Source organism: Faecalibacterium sp. PGM34 (genome assembly GCF_054456555.1).
Window position 1 is genome coordinate 2,919,899 of the sequence record NZ_CM136898.1, and the last position, 16,082, is coordinate 2,935,980.

At 58.5% G+C, this 16,082-nt stretch carries 13 protein-coding genes and 1 tRNA gene; 4 read left to right on the forward strand and 10 right to left on the reverse strand.

The genetic code is table 11. The features are described from left to right. Positions 1-88 precede the first annotated feature (88 nt). Together ACXPUX_RS14260 and ACXPUX_RS14265 are read left to right on the forward strand one after the other, a co-directional pair. On the forward strand, positions 89-553 hold the full coding sequence (locus ACXPUX_RS14260; RefSeq protein WP_005924522.1) for a hypothetical protein: 465 nt from the start codon (positions 89-91) through the stop codon (positions 551-553). Beyond that, positions 550-2,274, forward strand: a complete 1,725-nt coding sequence (locus ACXPUX_RS14265) for a recombinase family protein (RefSeq protein ID WP_458828845.1) — start codon at positions 550-552, stop codon at positions 2,272-2,274. The genes ACXPUX_RS14260 and ACXPUX_RS14265 overlap by 4 nt, the downstream gene beginning before the upstream one ends. 159 nt (positions 2,275-2,433) lie before the next feature. Here the strand turns inward: ACXPUX_RS14265 and ACXPUX_RS14270 are convergent, their stop codons facing one another. Then, positions 2,434-2,685, reverse strand: a complete 252-nt coding sequence (locus ACXPUX_RS14270; RefSeq protein WP_458828847.1) for a DUF6061 family protein — start codon at positions 2,683-2,685, stop codon at positions 2,434-2,436. Between the two features lie 168 nt (positions 2,686-2,853). Beyond that, positions 2,854-2,940 (reverse strand) — tRNA-Leu (locus ACXPUX_RS14275). Between the two features lie 297 nt (positions 2,941-3,237). Between ACXPUX_RS14275 and ACXPUX_RS14280 the strand changes: the two genes are divergently transcribed. Next, entirely contained in the window at positions 3,238-4,260 is a 1,023-nt protein-coding gene (locus tag ACXPUX_RS14280; protein WP_249241467.1) for a threonine aldolase family protein, read from the forward strand. A gap of 211 nt (positions 4,261-4,471) precedes the next feature. Here the strand turns inward: ACXPUX_RS14280 and ACXPUX_RS14285 are convergent, their stop codons facing one another. From ACXPUX_RS14285 to ACXPUX_RS14320, 8 genes are all read right to left on the reverse strand, one after another. Further along, positions 4,472-5,488, reverse strand: a complete 1,017-nt coding sequence (locus ACXPUX_RS14285) for a Gfo/Idh/MocA family protein (protein ID WP_458828850.1) — start codon at positions 5,486-5,488, stop codon at positions 4,472-4,474. Continuing rightward, complete coding sequence (locus tag ACXPUX_RS14290; RefSeq protein WP_458828852.1) at positions 5,481-6,605, reverse strand: Gfo/Idh/MocA family protein; 1,125 nt, start codon at positions 6,603-6,605, stop codon at positions 5,481-5,483. Before ACXPUX_RS14290 ends, ACXPUX_RS14285 begins: the two co-directional genes overlap by 8 nt. A gap of 55 nt (positions 6,606-6,660) precedes the next feature. Next, positions 6,661-7,599 carry a GTP-binding protein gene (locus tag ACXPUX_RS14295; protein WP_458828854.1) on the reverse strand — a complete coding sequence of 313 codons (939 nt, stop codon included), beginning with the start codon at positions 7,597-7,599 and terminating at the stop codon, positions 6,661-6,663. A gap of 61 nt (positions 7,600-7,660) precedes the next feature. Then, positions 7,661-9,472, reverse strand: coding sequence for an EAL domain-containing protein (locus tag ACXPUX_RS14300; protein ID WP_458828856.1), 1,812 nt, complete (start codon positions 9,470-9,472; stop codon positions 7,661-7,663). Between the two features lie 37 nt (positions 9,473-9,509). Continuing rightward, positions 9,510-10,925, reverse strand: coding sequence for an extracellular solute-binding protein (locus ACXPUX_RS14305; protein WP_458828858.1), 1,416 nt, complete (start codon positions 10,923-10,925; stop codon positions 9,510-9,512). A gap of 239 nt (positions 10,926-11,164) precedes the next feature. Then, positions 11,165-11,716: a TetR/AcrR family transcriptional regulator gene (locus ACXPUX_RS14310; RefSeq protein WP_458828860.1), complete on the reverse strand. Its 552-nt coding sequence runs from the start codon at positions 11,714-11,716 to the stop codon at positions 11,165-11,167. Positions 11,717-11,810: 94 nt separating this feature from the next. Continuing rightward, entirely contained in the window at positions 11,811-12,329 is a 519-nt protein-coding gene (locus tag ACXPUX_RS14315; RefSeq protein WP_097778648.1) for a transcription repressor NadR, read from the reverse strand. A 74-nt stretch (positions 12,330-12,403) separates the two neighbouring features. Beyond that, positions 12,404-13,759: an alpha-amylase family glycosyl hydrolase gene (locus tag ACXPUX_RS14320; protein WP_458828862.1), complete on the reverse strand. Its 1,356-nt coding sequence runs from the start codon at positions 13,757-13,759 to the stop codon at positions 12,404-12,406. A 236-nt stretch (positions 13,760-13,995) separates the two neighbouring features. Here ACXPUX_RS14320 and glgB point away from each other — a divergent pair, with 236 nt between their 5' ends. Beyond that, positions 13,996-15,951 carry a 1,4-alpha-glucan branching protein GlgB gene (gene glgB, locus ACXPUX_RS14325; protein WP_458828864.1) on the forward strand — a complete coding sequence of 652 codons (1,956 nt, stop codon included), beginning with the start codon at positions 13,996-13,998 and terminating at the stop codon, positions 15,949-15,951. Positions 15,952-16,082: the final 131 nt, after the last annotated feature.

Below are 16,082 nucleotides of genomic sequence, written 5' to 3' on the forward strand. Positions count from 1 at the left end.
GAAAATTTGTGGCCACGGGACGATTCTTGCTCTCACGAAAACCCATACTTTTTGAAAAACGCTTTCCGCAGCCAAAGGAGGATGCCCCATGAAAAAAGAAATCGAAGCCTTTGTCAACGCAGCCAACGAGCAGGAGTTGGAAGCCGCATGGAACAACCTCTCGGCAGAGGAACAGCGAGTTTTCGAGCAGCTCATGGAGGAAGACTCACCCGAAGATGCACTGGCATTTTTTGCCCAGCTGTATGACGATGCCCCGAAGGAGCAAGCCAGCGAAACCGTGAGCATCTCCGAAAACGAAATCTATTTCAAGCGGCAGCCCTTGACCGAAGAGCAGAAGAAGCACGGCTCCTATGTAGATGAGAACGGCAATCTCCATGTCAAGAACCTGTCTGCATTCTGGATTCCTGAACTGACCACCACGGAGAAAGTCGGTCACACCACCTACACCGTGACCGGCAGCTATGAGGGCAAGGAATCCTTTTTGAAGAAACTGGAGCGCATTGTTGCCAAGAACGCCCAGCAAAAATTTGAAGATGAGGGTGCAGACGAATGACAACTGCGTCCAATTCTGCTATACTTGATCCGGTAACCAATCCTGTACTGACAGTTGCTCCACAGAATAAGGAGGACACAACAATGTCTGGAGCAACGAATAAAATCACCGCACTTTACTGCCGACTGTCGCAAGAGGACGCACGGCTCGGCGAAAGCCTGTCCATTGAGAACCAGAAGGTCATCCTTCTGGAATACGCCAAAAAGAACCACTTCCCGAACCCGGTGTTCTTTGTGGATGATGGCTACTCCGGCACGAACTATGACCGTCCCGGCTTTCAGAGTATGCTGGTCGAAATCGAAGCAGGGCGTGTAGGAATCGTTATCACGAAGGATTTGTCCCGACTGGGGCGCAATTCTGCCTTGACTGGTCTGTACACCAACTTCACCTTTCCCCAGTATGGCGTTCGCTACATCGCCATTAACGACAACTACGACACCATTGACCCGAACAGCGTAAATAACGATTTTGCGGGCATTAAGAACTGGTTCAACGAGTTTTACGCCCGCGATACCAGCCGCAAGATTCGGGCCGTTCAGAAGGCCAAGGGAGAGCGTGGAGTACCGCTGACGGTTAATGTTCCGTACGGCTATGTAAAAGACCCGGAGAACCCGAAGCATTGGCTTGTTGACCCGGAAGCGGCTGCGATTGTGAAGCGCATCTTCTCCATGTGCATGGAGGGACGTGGGCCGACCCAAATTGCGAACCAACTGTGGGCAGATAAAGTTCTGACTCCTACCGCCTACAAGTTGAGCCATGGCCGGAGCACAAACGCACCTGCCCCGGAAGACCCTTATCGCTGGGATAAAAGAGCAGTAAGTTTGATTCTGGAACGCCGGGAGTACACTGGCTGCACAGTCAACTTCAAGACCTATACTAACTCTATCTGGGATAAAAAGAGACATCTGAATCCTGTGGAAAATCAGGCTATCTTCCCGGATACACATGAGCGCATTATTGACGATGATGTGTTTGAAAAGGTTCAGGAGATTCGTAACCAGCGTCACCGTATGACCCGAACAGGCAAGAGCAGCATTTTCTCCGGTATGGTCTACTGCGCTGACTGCGGTTCCAAGATGCAATATGGTTCGTCCAACAACAAGGACTTCAGTCAAGACTTCTTTGATTGCTCTCTGCACAAGAAGAACGGGAGCAAGTGCAAGGGACACTTCATCCGGGTAAAGGTTCTGGAAGGACGTGTACTGAGTCATGTTCAGCGGGTGACGGACTACATTCTCCGTCATGAAGACTACTTCCGCAAGGTCATGGAGGAGCAGCTTCGTGTGGAAAGCAGCGAAAAGCTGACCGTCCTGAAGAAGCAGCTTGCCCGGAATGAGAAGCGGATTGTAGACCTCAAACGGCTGTTCATGAAAATCTACGAGGACAACGCCAGTGGAAAGCTGAGCGATGACCGCTTCGACATGATGAGCCAGAGCTACGATGCCGAACAGAAGCAGCTGGAAGAGGAATCCCTCTCTATCCAACAGGAAATCGAAGTACAGGAACAGCAGATCGAGAATATTGAAAAATTCGTCCAGAAAGCGCACAAGTACGTTCATATTGAAGAACTCACTCCCTATGCTCTCCGTGAACTGGTGTCGGCTATCTATGTGGATGCCCCGGATAAGTCCAGCGGAAAGCGGGTGCAGCACATCCATATCAAGTACGATGGGCTGGGGTACATCCCTCTGGATGAACTGGAAGCAAAAGAAAAGGCGTGACCGAAGTCACGCCAAATCTTCCCCATTTAGGGAACTTTTGCAAATACTGTTTTATGGGAACTCTGCTCTGGGGAACTCCCTGCTGTACATATCGCTGTCGTCTGTGGATTTTGGCAGGGTGCGTCCTATTCAGGTGCGCACCCTGTTTTTGTTTTGCCTTTAATTTTCTAACCCATGACTTCCAGCCACATTCCTCAGATATTCCTTCGGATTGCCATTCAGAATCAAATCGGCATAGCCCAGTGGGTCATTGTAGATGAGATAATCCAGTTCTGCCCTCTGCGCCATGGTCACATCCAGCGCATCCTCGACCCCGGTGCAGTCAATGGAGATCATTCTCCCATCCCGGAGCAGCAGCTCCACGCAGCCGGTGTCCATGTTGAATTTGCAGGTTCTTGCATCGTACTTCATACGCGTGTCCTTTCTGCCTTACGGCACTCTTACCGTGGTCTGTCGTGCTTTTTTGTGATAAGGTCTAGGACGTTTTTCGATGGAAGCAAGGGATTCATTTTGTTTTCAAAAGAAAACAAAAAATCCGAACCCTTCTCCTATCGAGAAAAGGTTCGGATCTTCCTTGTTTGGTGCGGATAAGAGGACTTGAACCTCCACCGAGTTGCCCCGATTAGAACCTGAATCTAACGCGTCTGCCAATTCCGCCATATCCGCATATTCTGTTGTGTTCGTGAGCCGTGACGCTCGGAACGATAGTTATTATACCAGATGCGGCAAAATTGTCAAGCACTTTTTTGAAAAACTTTTCATCTTTTTGGAAAGAATCATACTTTCGCATTTTTTGCAAGCCGTGCGGCTGCGCTGTGCGCTGCGCAGGCGTTTTTGCGGCATTCGCAGACGCTCTGCAACGCATTGTGTGTGCCGTGCGCCGTTTTGGGTTTGACAGTTTTTTCATGGCGATGTAGAATAGAGGTATTATTTTCTTGCAATTATATAGAGGAGCGTTTTGCCATGCTGTATTTTGAAAACGACTACTGCGAGGGTGCACACCCCGCCATTCTGCAAAAGCTGACCGAGACCAACTTTGAAAAGGTCTCCGGCTACGGCACCGACCCCTACTGCGCCAGCGCCCGGGAGAAGATCCGCGCCGCCTGCGCCTGCCCGGAGGCCGATGTGCAGTTCATCTCCGGCGGTACCCAGAGCAACGCCATCGTCATTGCGTCCATGCTGCAGCGGTGGCAGGGCGTGGTGGCTGCTGCCACCGGCCATGTAGCCGGGCACGAGGCCGGTGCCATCGAGTACACCGGCCACAAGGTCATCACCCTGCCGCAGCACAACGGCAAGATGGACGCCGCCGAGCTGCGGGCGCTGGTGGCTACCTTCTACGCTGACGACAACCACGACCACATGGTGTTCCCCGGCATGGTGTACATCTCCCACCCCACCGAGTACGGCACCCTGTACACCAAGGCGGAGCTGGAAGCCCTGCACGCTGTCTGTCAGGAGTACAAGATGCCGCTGTTCTTAGACGGCGCACGGCTGGGCTACGGTCTGGCTGCCGAGGGCACGGACGTGACACTGGCCGACCTTGCCCGGCTGACCGATGTGTTCTACATCGGCGGCACCAAGGTAGGTGCGCTGTGCGGCGAGGCTGTGGTGTTCCCCCACGGCGCACCGGCGCACTTTATGACCATGGTCAAGCAGCAGGGTGCACTGCTGGCAAAGGGGCGGCTGCTGGGCATCCAGTTCGACGTGCTGTTCACCGATGACCTGTACTTCTCCATCAGCAAAAACGCCATTGCCACCGCCAACCGCCTGAAGGCCGGTTTTGCGGAAAAGGGCTACCGTTTCTTCATGGATTCTCCCACGAACCAGATCTTCCTTGTGCTGGAAAACGCCCAGCTGGCTGCGTTGGAAGGCAAGGCAAAGTTCGGCTTCTGGGAGAAGTTCGACGACACCCACACCGTGGTGCGCATCGCCACCAGCTGGGCCACCCGCATGGACGAGGTGGAAGCACTGATCGACCTGATGTGATCCAATTATTATAAAAAAGCTCAGAAGCACCTGTCGGCGCTTCTGAGCCTTTTTTTCAGTCCGCGCAAATGCCCATCCTCACAGCGCCCTTCCCGTGAAAACGGGACAGCGGAGCGTCCGCAGACGCTCCGCTGTCCCAAAATTAGAAATAATCTTTCCGCTAAAAATGCCCAAAGCAACGCGGAGGGCATTCAAAATCATCCTGCGGCTATCAAGTGTTCCACGGCTGTGGGGTGCTTTCCACCGGCTGGCCGGGGGCGGCAAGGGCGCGCTCCATCAGCAGGGCAAGGTAGGCGTCCTGCAAGGCGTCTGCCAGCGGGTACACCTCTGCCCCGCCGGCAAGATAGCCCTGCATCCTGTCCAGAAAACAGGCGATGGCGGTCTCGTCCTCGTTCAGCCCCGCCTGCGCGGCGGCAGCTGCCAGCGGGTCCGGCAGCGGGGTCAGCGGACGGCACACCGGCTCCCCGGCGGCATCCAGACAGCGCAGAGTATCGTCAAACACTTCGCCCCGCTCCCCCTGCACACTGGTGTGGGTGCTGCGCAGGTAGGAGTGGTACTGCACGCCGTTAAAATCCAGAAACGCCGTGCCGCCGCCCGCAAATTCCAGCGTGTGCTGCTGCAACGTCTTTTCCACCAGAGCGCCGTTATGCACCGCACCCCAGCGGGAATCCGTTTCAATGATCTTTTCTGTCCAGCTGCGCCCGGTCACCCGCACCGGCTGCTGCCCGGCGTTCAAAAACTGCCGCGCCAGACTGACCGCGTGGTAGGCGTGCGCCACCGACAGCCGGGCGAACTGCGGCGTACCCAGTGCGCCGCTGCGCACCGCCGCCAGCCGTTTTGCCAGCGTAGGATACAGCCAGTACTGCTCTGCCACCTGCAGCTTTGCGCCCTGCCGGTGCAGCTGCCAGAGGGCGCGCAGGGCGTCCTCTTCCAGTGCCGCCGGGGTCTCGCTCAGCACGGCAAAGCCCCGGGCAAGCCATTCGGTGCTGACGGCGGCGATGGACGCTTTGTTCACCGCCACCACCACAAGGTCCGGGTGCAGGGCTGCGCACTGCTCTGCCGAGGTGCTTACCGGCACGCCGTACTCCCGGTGCATTTTTTCGGCCTTTTCCTCGGTGCGGCAAAGCATGGCGCACAGCTCGAACCGCTCCGGCAGCGCCTGCGCGATGCGCCAGTAAAACAGCGACCGCCAACCGGAACCTACCACGATAAACCGCAGCTTAGCCATTTGTCTGTTCCTCCTGAATATGTTTTTGCAGTTCCTGTTCAAAGCGGTCTGCGTCCAGCGGCAGGGTGAGCTTTTCCCCCAGCCATGCGGACAGGTAAGCCGCATCGGTCAGTTCCAGCGCCCGCACGCCCTCCACGCCGGGGGCGGTCAGGGGCGTGCCGTGCAGGATGGCATCCGCAAAGTTTGCCAGCATTTCGGGGTAAGGCTCTGCCTGCGGCGCGAACTGCTCGGTGGTGGTGGTCACGGCAAGCTGCTGGCGCTCGGTGCAATCGGCGGTACGGCGGTAGGTCTCGGTGTCCGGCGTGTAGGTGCGCAGGGTGAGGGTGTCCTCTTCCAGCAGGGCGGTGCCCTTGGTGCCCACGATCTCCAACCGCTCGGTGTAGCTGCCCTCGCCGGTGGAGAGGATAAAGGTTGCCGTGCGCTGCTGCGGGTACTCCATCAGCAGGGTAGCTTCGTCATCCACCATGAAATCGTTATACTTGCCGTAGGGGATCACGGCATAAATGCTGGTCGGCATCCCGAACAGCCACTGCCAGATGTCCAGAATGTGCTGTCCCTGATTGAGCAGCGCGCCGCCGCCCTCCCCTGCCCAGCTGGAACGCCAGCTGCCGGAGCGGTGATACATCCATGTGCGGAAATAACGGCTGTTTTCCAGCTGCACCCGCTTGATCTCGCCCAACACCCCATCATCCAGTAATTTTTTGAGCCGCATATACTTTTTGTAGCGGCGCTGATGGAACATCATGGCGAAAACAAGGCCGCTTTTTTCGGCGGCGCGGTTCATTTCCAGCGCCGGTGCCAGCGCGTTTGCGCTGGGCTTGTCGCACAGAACGTGCTTGCCATGGGCAAAGGCCTGCATCACCAGCGCCGGATGGGTCTTGTGCGGGGTAACCACCAGCACGGCGTCAAACTCTTCTGCATAATCGTACAGCTGGTCGGCGCTGGAGCACACCCGCACCGTATCCGGCAGGGTGTCTTTTGCCCACTGCTGCGCCCCGGCGCTGCGGCAGACCACGGCGGTCAGGCGCAATGCGCCCGCTTTTCCTTCTGCGATCATCTGGGCATACTTGCGCCCCATGACGCCCGTACCGATGACGGCTGCGCGTACTTCCTGCATGATAGTCCCTCCTGTTTTTCCACAATGTATTTTGTTATTGGGGGAAAACTGTCTTTCACCCCTTCAGGTTTGCTTCAATGGCGGCTTTATCCAGCGCCTCGCCGATGACGATGACTACCTCCTGCCCCTGCGGGATGGGGGCAAGGGTGCAGCCGGCGGCGGTGGCGTTCAGTTCCAGCCAGCCGCCTGCCGGGGCGGGCGCGAAGCCCTTGACCCGCAGCACCCGCCCGCACTCGGGCGCTGCGAACAGCCGCTGTGCGGCGGCTTGCAGCTGCTCCGGGGTGAGGTGCAGTTCCAGAAAGCAAAGGGAGGTAAAAGCCGCGTGCTGGTCAAAATGCAGCTTTTCGCAGCTGGCCTGCCGGTAGCCGCAGGCGGCAAGGGCGGCAAAATCAGCATCGGTCAGGGCATCCCAGTCCTTGGCAACAATTTCCCCCGGTGCAAAGCGGCGGGAAGATTTTGCGGCTTCCAGTGCACGCTCCAAGTGGGCAGCGGCGGCGGCGCACTGGGCGGGTGCTGCCAGCTGGGCGCGGCTCAGCAGCACACAGCCCGCGTTCATGGTCTCGGAGGCCAGCAGGTACTCTGCCTGCGGGGAAAGTGTTTCCGGCAGAAGGGCGTCCACAATGGCAATGACGCTGCCCAGCTGATACCACCGGTCCAGCGGGTCGTCCCGCAGGATATCGAAAAACTCGTCCACGTCAAAAATGCCGCTGGGCTCCACCACCACCCGGTCAAAGCCGCGCATGGCCATGGCGATGAGCTTGGTGCGCATCCGGCGCTGGTGGGTGTCGCAGTCGCAGCCGCCGCTGATGGTCTCCACATCACAGCCGGGGCCCAGCACCTCCTGCACCAGCATGGCGTCCACGTTCACCGCGCCAAAGTCGTTTTCCAGAATGCACACCTTATGCCCCTGCTGTACAAGGTACCGCACATACCGGCGCAGAAAAGTGGTCTTGCCTGCACCCAGAAAGCCGGTGATGAGATCCACCTGAACCATATCTTTTTACCTCCGTTGCAAAAGCCCTCCCAGCGCCGCAGCGCCCGGGAGGGCTTATATTTCAGTCCTTTTTCCGGCGCTGCAATTTCCCGATGATCGCAGCCGCCTCCGGCGCGATTGCCCCCGGCACAATGGCCGGGCGTGCCAGAAAATAGCCCTGCAAAAGGTCTGCGCCCAGCTCGATGACCGTGCGCAGCTCGGCGGCGGTCTCCACGCCCTCGGCAACGATCTTCATGCTGCGGGGGTGGGCGTAGGCCGCCACATTGCGCAGGATCTGCTGCTTATCCGGCGAGGTGTCGATGCCCCGGATGATGGTAATATCCACCTTGACGAACCGGGGTGCAAGCTGCAATAGCGTATTCTCGTTGGAATAGCCGCTGCCGTAATCGTCCAGCGCAAACATCCCGGAAAAGCCCGGTGCATTGCGCTTTCTCTCCAGTGCTTCGTAGTCGATTTCTTCCTCTTCGGTGATCTCAACGACCATGCGGCGGCGCAACTCACGCCAGCGGCTGTCTATATAATCAACATCCGCCTGCGTCAGGCAGGTGCTGGCGATGGAGTTGACAAAGAGCATGGCATCCCCGGACACGCTGCCCACCCGGCACAGGCTGTCGAAGGTCTCCAGCGCCTTGGTAAAGGTGATGCGCTCGATCTCGTACAGTGCTCCCTGCTCCCGCGCCAGCTTCATGATGGTGGCCGGGGAGCGCAGGGTGGGCAGGTCGGAGCGCATCAGCGCCTCGTAGGCAGCTACCTTGCCGCTGCGTGCCGAGAAGATGGGCTGGAAGCAGTAGAACACCTGCGCATTGCTGAGCAGCTGCCGGAACTCCCTGCGGGTGCGCTCGGCGTAGGCTTCGCGGTTGTACCCCCCGATGTCGAACTCCTGCACCCGGCCTTTATCCGCGTGCTTGACCTGATACATGGCAAAGTCGGCGTATTTTTTTAAGGTCTCCCAGTCCTGCCCGTCGTCCGGGTACCACGCGATGCCGCCGGAAAGGCTGATGTGCAAAGCATTGCCGCTGGGCAGCAGCGCCTTGTTCAGCTCGGTAATGGTCTCGGCAAAGCGGTCCACCTCCCGGATGGCGGTGCGGGACAGGTGCGGAAAGGTCTTTTTCTCCTGCGCGTCTATCACCTCACGGTACAAACGGTTGATGGGTCTGGCCAGCCGCGCCGAGACCAGCAGGCTGCCCAAAACGCCCAGCACCAGCGTAACCAGTATGGTAGCCAGCAGCACCTTGCGCACCCGGTCGGAAAAAGCCAGCAGCACCGACTGCTCCATGGTACCGGCCAGAAACCACTTTTCGGCGGCAAAGGGCGCGTTGCGGTTGTACAATTGCAGCGGTTCCAGCACCATGTAATAGCGCTTGCCGCCCAGCTCCAGCCAGTTGCCGCCGTTGCCGTCGCTGCGGCAGTTCAGGACGCCCAGCGGGGCATCTGCCGTTACCAGATCCTCACCGGAGGTCACGGTCTTGCGCAGGGTAAGCGCACTGTCTGTCTGCACATCGGTGGTGGTCACGATAAAATAAGTGCCCGCCTTGTCCTCGTCCAGCTCTTTGAAAGGCAGCTTGGTTTTCAGATACTCGGTAAGCAGCTCCACGCCCACCACGCCGTACACCGTGCCGTCCGGCAAAATCAGCGGCATCGAGTAGGCAATGGCGTTCCGGTCGTCCCCTGCCAGACAGTAGGAGTTGGTAGTCCAGCGGCCATAGTTTTCCGCCGAAAGGCTGGCGCCATCTTTATACGCAGCCTGAAAGACCGAGCGCAGGATGCCGCCCTTGGTATTGCCCTGATAGGGGAAAGCGGGCTGCCAGCCCTTATCCGTGCCGATGCCCAGCTTTTTTACCACGGTGGCGCTGGCGCTCTTTCCATGCGTCAAACATCGCCCTGCCCCCTTTCCGTCTTTTTCCGGGCGGTCAGCCCTCGTACTGCTGTAACTGCGCAAGGGTGGCCTGATACCACGCCTCAAAATAGTCATCGGTCAAAAACTCTGCCATGGCTGTCTCCGCGCTCTGGCCTGCTGCGATGCGTTCCAGCACCGTGTCCCGGTCGGCACTGGCTTGATCGCCCATGCTGTATTCCAGTATCTTGCGGGCTGCGGTGCCGCCTGCAAAGACCGTAGGGGTGTACAGCTCGTTTTCGCGCACCGTTTTTACCGCGCCGGAAAGAACCTGCTCCATATTATCGGTCAGCTCCAGCCCGCTTGCGCGGATGGCGTCCATGTCGTTGGCGGCGATGGTCACCGGCAGATAGCCCGACTCCACCGAGAAAGCGATATTATTCTGCGGCTCGGTGAACCACTTTAAAAAAGTGACCGCGCCGTTGATCTCGGCCTCGGTGCCGGTGGTGACCACCATGCCGGCACCCTGCTGCACCGCCACCTTTTCGCTCCCGGCAAACCGGGGCACAGGCAGCACCTTCATCTCGATATCGTGAACCTGATTATCCCCGGGCATCACCTGCTTCGGGAAAAAGGTGGCGCTGGCACAGGAGCCTACACAGCCCAGCAGTGCGCCGGTTTTCACGTCATCGCTGCGGAAGCGGCCATTCGCAGCAAAATACCCCTTGACGAAGGGCACATAGTAGTTATCCCACAGCTTGCGCACCACATCATGGTCGAAGTGCAGGGTCATTTTGCCGTTGTGCACTTCAAAAATTTCGCAGCCCAGCTGCTTTGCGCCCACAATCATATAGTTTGCCGGCGCGTCCCGGCCAAACAGCGCCTTGCCGCCGGACCAGTTGTAGTACTGCTCGGCCACCGCCGTCACGCCCTCCATAGTGGAAAGAGCACCGTAACGCACAAAGGTATCCTTTGAGAACCGCTGCCAGTCGGTATCGTTAAAGAACATCAGCTCGGTGGATTTTGCCACCGGAAAAATTTTTATGCTGCCGCTGCCGTCAAAATCGCCTTCGGTGATATAGCCGGGCACAAAGGCGGCCTTTTCATCCTCAGTCAGGTAGTCCTTCAGGTCCACCACCACGCCCATCTGGTCCAGCTTATAGGCGGTATCCGCGTAGGCGGCAAAAATGGTGGGCATCTCCGCAGCGCCCACCTTGCCCTGCGCTGCGTCCATCACATTGGCTTCCAGATCGTTCACCGTGCCCTGACTGGAACCTGTCACCCGGATGCCCTTTGCCTTGCCGATGGTCTCGTTGAAGGTGCTCACAAGGCGGTTGAAGCTTTCCAGCTGGTCGCCGTTGTAGTAGTTCCACACCGTGATGTCAGTCACTTCTTTTTTGCTCGTTTTTGCATCACAGCCGGTCACGGCCAGTGCCGCTGCCGAGACCGCTGCCGCCGTCAGAAAGCTGCGGCGCGAGATCCTGTTCTTCATCCCATACCCTCCCAGCGTATACAGGCGCATTCTACCCCATATTATACTATTTTATATAATACCACCGTTTCCGGCATAGTGTAAACTATTTCTTGAAGAATCTGGTAAAAAAGTATAGATGACGAATTTGGGTCTGTTTTTTTGGCAGATTTGTCAAAAGCATCTTCCCAACCGTGAAAAAGGGGTACAGGAAAACCCGCAGGCTTTCCTGTACCCCGAAAATAAAACTATTTTTCCCGTTACATCCGTATCCGCTGCGCGGCACGGGCGATGGAGGCAAGCAGCGTCACAAGGCGTTTTTCGTCCATCTGACCGCAGTAGGTGGTAAAGGTGTAGTAGCACCCCTGCACGCAGAAGGAGAGCACCACCTTGCGCACTACGTCGGTCTCAAAGGTGGGGTCGGTCTGGGCGATGCACTGGCACATGGCCTGCTCCACCCGGTTGATGAACAGCCCCTGCCGGGAGCCGGAGAAGAGCACGGTGATCTCTGCCTGATGCGCGGTGAAGGCGCGGAACATCTCCCGCGTCAGCCATTCGGTGCGCTCGCTCACATCGCTGGCGGTCAGGCGGGGCAGACTTTCCACCACCGCCTGCACCATCTCGTCCTCCATGGCGTTGGCCAGCGCATAGATATCCTGATAATGGGCATAGAATGTGGATTTGTTGATGCAGGCGCGGTCGCACAGCTCCTTGACACGGATCTTCTCCACCGGTTTTTCGGTGCGCAGCTCCATAAAGGCTTCTTTGATGGCGCGCTCAGTCTTTTCAATGCGGATATCCAGAAAACCCACCTCTTTTGCTTTTTTGTTGATTTTCCAACATTTTTCCGGTTTTGCGGATAGACAAGCCCCGCAGCCCTTTTTATACTGGATATAAGCCGCAGGGTCACTCCTTGCGGTACAAAAGCCCCTGCTGCTCCAAGGCATCGCGGATGCGGGCAAAGGTGTCCTTGTCCGGGCAGCGCAAAGTGTGCAGGTGCACGCCGCCGGTCATGCGGCTCAAAAGGCTCTCGGGCGCATCGGCCGCCTGACGGATAAAGTTGTCCACATCGTACCGGTTGCACAGGTTCAGCGTGGCGCGGATCTCGCCGTACAGGCTGTTTTCCACCGCCACATCCACCACGGTGCCGCCCTGATCTACCACGGTGTACAGCTCCCGGCGCATCTCCTCCTGCGTGCGGTGCACACAGGCCAGAATGCCGGTATAGCCCTTCTCCGCCGGGTGCAGCTGGTAGCCCCGGGGGGTAGCATCGATCTGCGCCCCACCGGCGCGCAGCAGTGCCACATCCCCTACCACGATCTGCCGCGACACCCCCAGCTCGGCGGCCAGCGTGCTGGCGCTTAAAGGGGCACCGGCGCTGTTCAGCCGGGTCAGGATGCGTTCTCTGCGCTGTGCTGCATTCATAGGGGTTCAGGCTTCCTTTCCGTAAAACGACTTTTCTCTCCTTATTGTAGCAAAACGCGGCGCAATGTGCAAGATTATTCTACCCGCAGCAGGGTGGCGTAATTGGAAGGCAGCTGCACCTTCATGCGGTTCCACTCGGTGGAGACCAGCACCTCCTGCGCGCCTACGGTGTCCGCCAGCAGGTCGGTGACCTTGGCTGCTTCCACCGGCAGCTGGAACTCCAGCTGTGCAGGGGTATCGCCGTTGTTCAGCACCGCTACCACCGCCTTGCCGTCCAGCACACGGGCAAAGGCGTAGCACTGGGTGGTGAGCTGCAGCTCTTTCACCTCGCCGTAGGTCATTTCCGGCAATTCAGCCTTGCATTGCCCCAGCGCATTGTATACACTGGTAACAGGATTTGTGCGTTCTGCATCGGCGTAGTCGCTAAGCTCCAGACAGGGACGCAGCGGCCAGTCGCTGCCCCACTCCTTTTTGCCCTCGATACCGAACTCTGAGCCGTAGTAGATGGACGGGATGCCCCACAGGCTGTACACCAGAATGGCGATATGCCGGATGTGCTCTTTGTTGCGCAGCTTGTTGGGCAGGCGCTCCACATCGTGGTTATCCGAGAAGAGATACAGCCGGGTGTCGTGGCACAGCCCCTGCAGCCGGCGCATGGTGTGGGCGATTTCAAAATAGTTGTGGTCGTTGTGGCCGCTCCACAGGCCCTTGTGCAGCTCGTAGTTGGTCACGGAGTGCAGCATTTCGGGGTTTGCCCAGCGGCTGTAATCGCCGTGGATGACCTCGCCCATCAGCCAGAACTCCGGCTTTACCTCGTTTGCCAGACGGCGCAGCCCGCGCATGAAGTCGAAATCCAGCACATCCGCTGCATCCAGACGGATGCCGTCGATGTCGAACTGCTCCACCCAGAAGCGGACGGTATCATAATGGTACTGCTGCACCTCCGGGTTGCGCTGGTTCAGCTTGACCAGCAGGTTGTAGCCGCCCCAGTTGCCGTAGCTGAAGCCGTCGTTATACTCGTTGTTGCCCCAGAAGTTCACATCGCAGAACCAGTCCTTATAGCGGGCGTTCTCGCGGTTTGCCTTCAGGTCCTGGAACGCAAAGAAATCGCGGCCCACATGGTTGAACACGCCGTCCACGATGACCCGCTGTCCGCGGGCGTGGCAGGCCGCCACAAAGGCTTTGAACTCCTCGTTGGTGCCAAGGCGGCGGTCCACCAGACGGTAGTCGATGGTATCGTAGCCGTGGGAGCCGCTCTCGAACAGCGGGCCGATGTAGATGGCCGTACAGCCCAGCTTTGCCGCGTGGGCTGCCCATGCTTCCAGCTTTGCAAAAGCGCCCGGGGTGGGCTGGCCGTCGTTTTCGTGCGCGCAGCCGCACAGCCCCAGCGGATAGATGTGATAAAATACTGCTTCGTCATACCAAGCCATGATCGTTCGCTCCCATTCTATTGCTTTAAAAAAGTTGCACCGCTTGCACGCGGTAGCAACAGTATACCACACCCTCTGGCAAATATGTGTATTTTTGCCGATTTTTGTCAGGATTCGCTAAGATTATCGGCTACTGTGCCGGTAAAAGAGCGTTTTTCTTGGATAGTTTGCCCAAACAGCCTTGTACCAACCGGCGCACACCGCCGGTCAACATAGAGAAGTAAGGAGATCTTTGCATGAATTACCCTGTGATCCCCCGCACGTTTTTCAGTGGCGACTGCTTCGATGCCTACCGCATTCTGGGTGCGCACCCCTGCACCGACCCGAACGGCGCCGAGGGCTGGCGTTTTGCCGTGTGGGCACCCGGTGCCACCGCCGTGGAGGTATGCGGCGGCTTTGACGGCTGGGAGCGCGGCGTGCCCATGGAAAAAGCCGATACCGGCGTGTGGAGCGCCTTTATCCCCGGCCTTGCGGAGGGGGATCTGTACAAATACCGCGTGCACGGCGCGGACGGCAGCACCGTGATGCGCAGCGACCCCTACGCCTTTGCCACCGAGCTGCGCCCTGGCACTGCCAGCAAGCTGACAAAGCTGGATTTTTCCTTTGACGACACCGCGTGGATGGAGCGGCGGGACAAATGCCGCAACCGCCCGCTGAACATCTACGAGCTGCACGCCGGCAGCTGGAAGCATAAGCCCGGCGCTACCCAGCCGGATGGCTCGGACGGGTGGTACAACTACGAGGAGCTGGCGCGGGAGCTCATTCCGTGGCTGCTGGAGCACCACTTTACCCATGTGGAGCTGCTGCCGCTGGCAGAGCACCCCTTTGACGGCAGCTGGGGCTACCAGACCACCGGCTACTTCTCGGTGACCAGCCGCTACGGCTCCCCTGCCCAGTTTGCGGGTTTTGTCAACGCCTGCCACCGCATGGGCATCGGCGTCATCATGGACTTTGTGCCGGTGCACTTTGCCGCCAACGCCGACGCGCTGGCAAAGTTTGACGGCACCTACCTGTACGAGTACGACAGCGATGTGGGACAGAGCGAGTGGGGCACCTGCAACTTCAACTACTACCGCCGGGAGGTGTGCAGCTTTTTGAGCAGCGCCGCCGGGCTGTGGATGGACGTCTACCACTGCGACGGCATCCGCATGGACGCCATCTCCCGGGCCCTGTACTGGCAGGGCGACCCCAACCGCGGCGTGAATCAGGGCGCGGTGAACTTTTTGCGCAGCCTGAACCACGGCCTGAACGAGCGCTGGCCCACCGGCATCTACATGGCGGAGGATTCCACCAACTTCCTCAAGGTGACTGCCCCCACCCGCTACGAGGGCGTGGGCTTTGACTACAAGTGGGACATGGGCTGGATGCACGACACGCTGGACTACTTTGCCACCCCCTTCGGCGAGCGCCCGGGCTGCTACGGCAAGCTTTTGTTCAGCATGCACTACTTCTACAACGAGCTGTATCTGCTGGCGCTGAGCCACGATGAAGTGGTGCACGGCAAAAAGACCATCATTGACAAGCTGTGGGGCAGCTACGCGGAAAAATGCGCCCAGCTGCGCACCCTGTATTTTTATATGTACACCCATCCCGGCAAAAAGCTGAACTTTATGGGCAACGAGCTGGCGCATTTCCGGGAGTGGGACGAAAAGCGGGAGCTGGACTGGGACCTGCTGGAATACCCCTTCCACGATGCCTTCCAGAAATACTTTGCCGCTCTGAGCCGCATCTATGCCTCCGAGCCTGCTTTGTATGACGGCGAGTACAACCCGGACTGCTTTGAGTGGGTGGCAAACGAAAGCTGCACCGAGGGCGTGTACGCATGGCTGCGCAAGGGGCGCGGGCAGAACCTGCTCTGCGTGATGAACACGCAGGATCACGCCCACAAAAAGTTCCCCCTGTACCTCAAGTTCCCCTGCAGCGCAGAGCTGGTGCTGGATACCGAGGCCGGGGCTTGGGGCGGCGTGCACAGGGCGCACCGCAAGCAGAGCTTCCACACCACCGACGGCGGTGTGTTCGGCCGGGACTACACCCTGACGCTGGATCTGCCCGCCATGGGCAGCTACCTGCTGCGGCTTGCCCCGGAAGCCCCGAACCCGGACGCCGCCCGCCTGAGCGCCAACAGGGCGCTGGCGCAAAAGCGCAGGGCGGCAAAGGCTGCCAAGGCCGCTGTGGAAGTTTCCGATAAGTAATATTTACGCAAAAATGTCCCGTCTGCTTTGAAAGCGGCGGGACATTCTGCATTTTTCGCCGCCGGGGTGCTGGACAGTGCCCCGGGGAGTTGTTATACTGTAAGGTGTGAAACTTTGCAAGGAGGATCCTG

Coding starts and splice junctions, on each gene's coding strand:
- ACXPUX_RS14290 (WP_458828852.1), bottom strand. CDS start 6,605: ATGCAGGAAGTACGCGCAGCCGTCATCGGTACGGGCGTCATGGGGCGC.
- ACXPUX_RS14320 (WP_458828862.1), bottom strand. CDS start 13,759: ATGGCTTGGTATGACGAAGCAGTATTTTATCACATCTATCCGCTGGGG.
- ACXPUX_RS14265 (WP_458828845.1), top strand. CDS start 550: ATGACAACTGCGTCCAATTCTGCTATACTTGATCCGGTAACCAATCCT.
- ACXPUX_RS14295 (WP_458828854.1), bottom strand. CDS start 7,599: ATGGTTCAGGTGGATCTCATCACCGGCTTTCTGGGTGCAGGCAAGACC.
- ACXPUX_RS14315 (WP_097778648.1), bottom strand. CDS start 12,329: ATGAATGCAGCACAGCGCAGAGAACGCATCCTGACCCGGCTGAACAGC.
- ACXPUX_RS14260 (WP_005924522.1), top strand. CDS start 89: ATGAAAAAAGAAATCGAAGCCTTTGTCAACGCAGCCAACGAGCAGGAG.
- ACXPUX_RS14305 (WP_458828858.1), bottom strand. CDS start 10,925: ATGAAGAACAGGATCTCGCGCCGCAGCTTTCTGACGGCGGCAGCGGTC.
- ACXPUX_RS14280 (WP_249241467.1), top strand. CDS start 3,238: ATGCTGTATTTTGAAAACGACTACTGCGAGGGTGCACACCCCGCCATT.
- ACXPUX_RS14270 (WP_458828847.1), bottom strand. CDS start 2,685: ATGAAGTACGATGCAAGAACCTGCAAATTCAACATGGACACCGGCTGC.
- glgB (WP_458828864.1), top strand. CDS start 13,996: ATGAATTACCCTGTGATCCCCCGCACGTTTTTCAGTGGCGACTGCTTC.
- ACXPUX_RS14285 (WP_458828850.1), bottom strand. CDS start 5,488: ATGGCTAAGCTGCGGTTTATCGTGGTAGGTTCCGGTTGGCGGTCGCTG.